This is a genomic window from Mycobacterium sp., assembly GCF_044370595.1.
In the GTDB taxonomy this organism is placed as follows: domain Bacteria; phylum Actinomycetota; class Actinomycetes; order Mycobacteriales; family Mycobacteriaceae; genus Mycobacterium.
In genome coordinates, this window is sequence record NZ_JBILVF010000195.1 from 1 (window position 1) to 5,486 (window position 5,486).

Genomic DNA, 5,486 nt, shown 5'->3' on the forward strand with positions numbered 1-5,486 from the left:
CATGCCGCCGGTGTCGGTCACCAGGGCCGCGGCCCGGCGCATGGTGGGCAGCCAGTCCGGGTTGGTCATCTGGGCGACCAGGATCTCGCCGTCCTGCAGGCGGGCGCCCTCGCTGACGTCGCCCAGCACACGCACCACTCCGGAGGCCGCGCCGGGCACTGCGGGCAGACCCTGCAGCAGAACCTCGTGCTGTTCGGCGGCAGGCTTCCCGGCCCGGTTCAGGGTGGTGATGGGCCGGGTCTGGACGATGTAGGTCTTCCCATCGGCGATCGCCCACTCGGTGTCCTGCGGGCTACCGGCATGGCGTTCACTGCGTACGGCGATCTCGGCGATCGCGCGGACTTCGTCGTCGTTGAGCACCTGGGCCTGAGCCTGGGTGTCGTCGAGTTCGACTCGCTGATCCTTGCCATCGGCGCCCCGGATGATCTTGAACGACTTGTAACCCATTCGCCGGGAGAGGATTTCCCCAGTGTCCTTGGCCACCACGTAGGTGTCGGGTTCGACCGATCCGGACACCACCACCTCGCCCTGGCCGAAGGCGCCCTCCACCACAACCCGGTCGGTGGCGTCGGTGGTCGGGTCGGCGGTGAACGCCACCCCGGATCGCTCGGAGGCGATCATCAACTGGATCACCACCGCCATCGCCGGGTCGGCGGTGAAACCGCGGCTGGCCCGGTAGGCGACCACCCGCGGCCCGAACAGCGAGGCCCAGCATTGCTGCACCGCGTCGATAAGGTCCTGCTCGCCGCGGACGTTGGTGAAGGTTTCGTTCATGCCGGCAAACGAGGCATCGGCGCCGTCTTCCCCGGTGGCTGAGGATCGCACCGCCACAAAGGAATCCGTCCCCATCACCCGGTAGGCGCCCAGAATCGCCGCACGGACGTCCTCTGCCATGCCGGCCTGCACGACGAGTGCTTTCATGGTGGCGCACATGTCGTCGAACCGGCCGGGGTCGCCGGCTGCCAGCATGGCGTCCCGGTGGGAGGCGTTGAGTTCGTCGGAGACTCCGGCGGCGCGCATTGAGGCCAAGTAGCTGTCCCGCAGTACGACGAAGCCGGGCGGGACCGGCAGTTGAGCGGCCACCATCTCGCCCATATTGGCGCCCTTCCCGCCAGCCTCCTCGGCGTCGGCCATGCCCAGATTGGCGATGTCGTCGACGTATCGCATCAGCGCTCTCCTCACTTTGTCGCTCAGCTAGTCCGGCAGATTTCCAGCGCCTCGGCGCATGACTCGGCCAGGTCTCGGGTGGTGTCGATGCGGTGGGCGCCCGACCAGGTGGCGTCTGCACCGGTGCGACCGGACAGTGCGGTGGCGATCTCCGGCGTCACCTGGGAGGTCGTGGAAGTCCGGGTCCGGATCCGGCCGACGGTGGCCTCCAGTGGTGCGGCGCAGAGGAGTTCGACCATGTCTGCTGCGCCGTCGGCGGCGACCTGGCGAGCGTGGTCGCGGTGGTCGGGGTCGCTCCACGTGCCGTCGAGGATGACGGTGCGGCCCTGCGCGAGGCCGAGTTGTGCCTTGGCGAGTACCGCGCGGTAGACGGCGTCGATGTTCTCCCGGGTGTAGAGACCCTCACCCAGAACGCCGGGTTGGCCGGCAATCAGACCGACCGCCGCCAGCTCGGTGCGGACATCGTCGGTCGAGATCACCTGGGCATCGAGATGTTCGGCCAGCGCACGGGCCAGGGTGGTCTTTCCGGTTCCCGGCCCGCCGCCAACCAGGATCACCTGCAACGACGCGGCCCGCAGATGGGCCACGGCGATGGCGAGGTGCGCGCGCGCGGCCCCGGCGGACTGCAGGTGGCCCTGGGTGTAGCGGACGCAGTCGACCTTGGCCCGCACCCCGGCGCGGTAGGCGATGTAGAAGTGCTGCAGCGACTGCGGTGCATCGTCGTGGGCCAAGCGGCGGTAGCACTCCAGGAAGAACCGGGCGAGATCCGGACGGCCCAGGTACTCCAGATCCATGGCGAGGAAACCGGCGTCGTCGATGACGTCGAGGTAGCGCAAGGTGTCGTCGAACTCCAAGCAGTCCAACAGGGCCGGCCCGTCGGGCAGACAGAAGATGTCGTCGGCCAACAGGTCGGCGTGACCGTCGACGATGCGGCCCTGGCCGATCCTCCGGGAGAACAGCGGCGCTCGTTGCTGCACGAATTCAGTTGCCCGGCTTGCAATTTCGGCGACCAGATCCGGGTCCAAGCCAGGCACCGCCGCCGGGTCTCGACGGCCGTCGGCATAGCGTGCGAGTTCAGTGAGGTTCTCCCGCCACCGGGCCAGTACCGCCTCGGCCCGGGCCTGATCGTCGATCTCGGACCCCCGCTTGGCGTCGGCGTGGAAGCGGGCCAGGATCTCGGCGATCGCGGTCAACTCGCCGGTCACGTCGTCCCCGCGGCGCACCATGGTGGCCAACCGCCGCTCGTCGGGATACCGGCGCATCACGATGACCGGTTCGGGCGGCCCGCCCTGCGGGTGCTGGAAGTGGCCCACCCCCAGATAGCTGCCCGGGGCCAACCGGCTGTTGAGCGCCACCTCGTGGGCGCAGGCCAGTTCCCGGCTTTGGGGGGTGGAGAAGTCGAGGAAGTCGGTTCTGACCGGCTTCTTCAGCTTGTATGCCAGCTCGCCCAGCAGCATGACCAAACCGGTGTGCGTCTCGGCGATCTGGGGCTGCACAGGTCTCATCCTCCCCCCTTCGAGCACTTCCGCGCGAGGGTACTAAGCCCCGAAGCGGCCTGGCTTTCCGCTGCGCAGGCCTGGCTCGGCTGAGGCGGATAATGCTCACATGGCGCGCTTTGCGATTGTGACCCCGGTGCTGAACGGGGCGACCTATCTCAAGGCGACTCTTGACTCGATCGGAGCGCAGTCCGATCCGGACTGGGTCCACTATCTCGTCGACGGGGGCTCGACCGACGGCACCCTCGAGATCATCACGCGGGCCGTGGCCGAAGACCCGCGGCGGCGCCTGCTGACCGGCACAGATCGGGGCCTCTACGACGCCGTCTTCAAAGGCTTCGATCGTGCTTTCGCCGACGGGGTGGCCCAACCGGACACGATCTGCGGGTGGCTTGGCTCCGATGACTTGTTGATGCCGTGGGCGTTCGCCACCCTTCGGGAGAGGTTCGACGCTACCGGGGCGCAGTGGATGGCGGCAGTGCCGACCATCTGGGACTACCAGGGCAGACTCGTTCTCGTCCTGCAGCCGAACTGGTATCCACGACAACTCATCCGGGCAGGTTTGTTCAATCCGCGCATACTCGGCGGCATCCAGCAGGAGAGCACCTTCTTCACCTACTCACTGCTCGCGAAGCTCCCCGCGGAAACCCTCGAGACCATCCGCGCCGCCAAACTGGCCGGCGACTCTTTCCTGTGGCGGGCGTTCGCCCGTCACACCGACCTCGTACCGATCACCGCGGCCGTCGCCGGCTTCCGCAAGCACGGCGGCAACTTCTCGACCGTCGCGATGGAAACCTACTATCGGGAGATCCGCGACTCCGGCGTGTGGATTCCGCCGGCGTGGTTGGCGCGGGTGCTGCGGCGCGGTTATCGGCTGATCGCATCGCGGGCAACGGGACGGCAGTTGCGGCTGGCGGCTGAACAGTTCGAGGCCGGCAATGCGAAGAGGGCGCCATGAACGCAGTCCGCTACACCCGTCTGGTCAAGGCTGTTGTCCGATCGCTGTTGAAACCGATGGGCATCGGCATCGCACGGTATGGCGAACTTGAAGAAATCAGGGCGCGCCTCGGCCTGATAGACAACAACCCGATCGGCAGTGACATCGAATTCCTGCGCTCCATCTATCCGCTCGAGGAAAGCGGAGTGGATCTCGAGAGTCTCCGGAAGGCCCTCTGGTACTTCCCCGAGTCACGGTCTCAATATCGTCAGGATCTTTTCGTCCTGACCCAGTTGAACTTCAAAACCGAGGGCTACTTCGTCGAGTTCGGCGCGACCAACGGGATCGACATCTCCAACACCTACTTGCTCGAAAAGCGATTCGGCTGGACCGGTATTTTAGCCGAACCGGCGGCGGTCTGGCACGCCGAGTTGGAGCGGAACAGGTGCGCCAACATCGAGAAGAGATGTGTGTGGGCCGAGTCCGACAAGTCCCTTCTCTTCAATGAGGTGGAACGCGCTGGGCTCTCCACCTTGGATGGTTTCAGCGACGCGGACTTCCACGGCACGGCGCGCGAGACACATCGACAGTACGAAGTGCGGACGATTTCCCTAGTAGATCTTCTCGACCAACATCACGCGCCCCAGATCATCGACTTCTTATCGATCGACTGCGAGGGGAGTGAGTTCGCAATCCTGGAAAATTTTGATTTCGCCAAATACCGCTTCCGGGTCATCGTTTGTGAACACAACTTCACCCCGATGCGGGAGAAGATCTACCAGCTCCTCGTCAGCAACGGCTACCGCCGCGTATACGAGGAATTTTCCTACGTCGACGACTGGTATGTGGACGTCGCCTCTGCTCGGGGCATGTTTGCCGGCTCTTCGTAATTCAGAGTGCATTGACGAGTTGGTGGAGTGCGCCGCTGTGCAGTAGTGAGCGCCAGCGGTAGTGGGTGAGGTTGCGGAAGCCCAGGGCGTTGCGGCGTAGGGCTTCCAGGCGGCCGTTGATGGCTTCGGTGGGTCCGTTGGAGGCGTGGTGGTCGAAGAAGGCCAGCACGTCGTGGCGACGTCGGCGCAGGGTGCGGCCCAGCTGGGCAAGTTCTTCGAGGGCCGCGGGTACGCCGCTGCGCAGTGAGTCGATGATGGTGGTCATCATGGTCTTGCCGCGGCGCCGGTCGGGTTGGCTGTAGGCGGCGATGATGCGCTGGTAGACACTCCAGGTCACCATGACCGCGAGGTGGTCGTCATCGGCGAACACCGCTTGCAGCCGTGCGTGCTGCCGGCTGGTCAGCAGCGGGAATCGGGTGCGCAGGGTGCGTCGCACACCGTAGAGGGGATCGCCGGTGCGGCCCCGATGCCCGCAGGTGGCCTGTTGGATGCGTTGGCGGATCAGGTCGAGCTTGGCCCCGGCCAAGGCGACGACGTGGAAGGGGTCCATGACCGCGGTGGCGCCGGGCAGTTCTTCGGTCGCGGCGGTCTTGTAGCCGCCGAAGCCGTCCATGGCGATCACCTCGACCTGCGCCCGAAACGCCGGTGGCTGATCGGCCAGCCATGTGCTCAGCGCCGCCGCGGATCGTCCGGGCACCAGGTCGAGCAGCCGCGCGGGCCCGGTGCCGTCGTGAACCGGGGTGAGGTCGATGATCAGGGTGACGAACCCCTCGGTGCCGCGGCGTCGTGGCGCCCAGCGGTGCTCGTCGACCCCGATGACGGGGACCCCGCTCAGTCGATCGGGTCCGGCCACCGTGATCAGCTCGGCGACGGTGCGCATGGCGATCGTGCTGACGGTGTGCCAGGACACCCCGAGCTCGCCGGCGATCGCCGAGATGGTGGTGCGGTCGATCATCAACCGGGGCAACACATAGCGGGCACAGCGGCGCGTCGTTG

General features: G+C 66.4%; 5 protein-coding genes. 2 read left to right on the forward strand and 3 right to left on the reverse strand.

Annotated features, from left to right (window positions below):
• On the reverse strand, window positions 1-1,167 hold a 1,167-nt coding region (locus ADBZ5N_RS17140), incomplete at its 3' end, for a PEP/pyruvate-binding domain-containing protein (RefSeq protein ID WP_526259499.1).
• 23 nt (window positions 1,168-1,190) lie between these two features.
• Window positions 1,191-2,672 carry a bifunctional aminoglycoside phosphotransferase/ATP-binding protein gene (locus tag ADBZ5N_RS17145; RefSeq protein WP_526259501.1) on the reverse strand — a complete coding sequence of 494 codons (1,482 nt, stop codon included), beginning with the start codon at window positions 2,670-2,672 and terminating at the stop codon, window positions 1,191-1,193.
• A gap of 100 nt (window positions 2,673-2,772) precedes the next feature.
• Here ADBZ5N_RS17145 and ADBZ5N_RS17150 point away from each other — a divergent pair, with 100 nt between their 5' ends.
• The gene (locus tag ADBZ5N_RS17150) at window positions 2,773-3,621 is read left to right on the forward strand and encodes a glycosyltransferase (RefSeq protein WP_526259503.1); all 849 of its coding nucleotides are present in this window, start codon (window positions 2,773-2,775) and stop codon (window positions 3,619-3,621) included.
• A complete protein-coding gene (locus ADBZ5N_RS17155; RefSeq protein ID WP_526259505.1) occupies window positions 3,618-4,490 on the forward strand; it encodes an FkbM family methyltransferase in 873 nt (290 codons plus the stop codon). Before ADBZ5N_RS17150 ends, ADBZ5N_RS17155 begins: the two co-directional genes overlap by 4 nt.
• Window position 4,491: 1 nt before the next feature.
• On the opposite strand, the gene ADBZ5N_RS17160 is transcribed toward ADBZ5N_RS17155, so the two are convergent.
• A partial coding sequence (locus ADBZ5N_RS17160) for an ISL3 family transposase (RefSeq protein ID WP_526259507.1) occupies window positions 4,492-5,486 on the reverse strand: 995 nt, incomplete at its 5' end.

Bases quoted from the DNA above. Each gene is read 5' to 3' on its own strand.
- ADBZ5N_RS17150 (WP_526259503.1), top strand. From the start codon at position 2,773: ATGGCGCGCTTTGCGATTGTGACCCCGGTGCTGAACGGGGCGACCTAT.
- ADBZ5N_RS17155 (WP_526259505.1), top strand. From the start codon at position 3,618: ATGAACGCAGTCCGCTACACCCGTCTGGTCAAGGCTGTTGTCCGATCG.
- ADBZ5N_RS17145 (WP_526259501.1), bottom strand. From the start codon at position 2,672: ATGAGACCTGTGCAGCCCCAGATCGCCGAGACGCACACCGGTTTGGTC.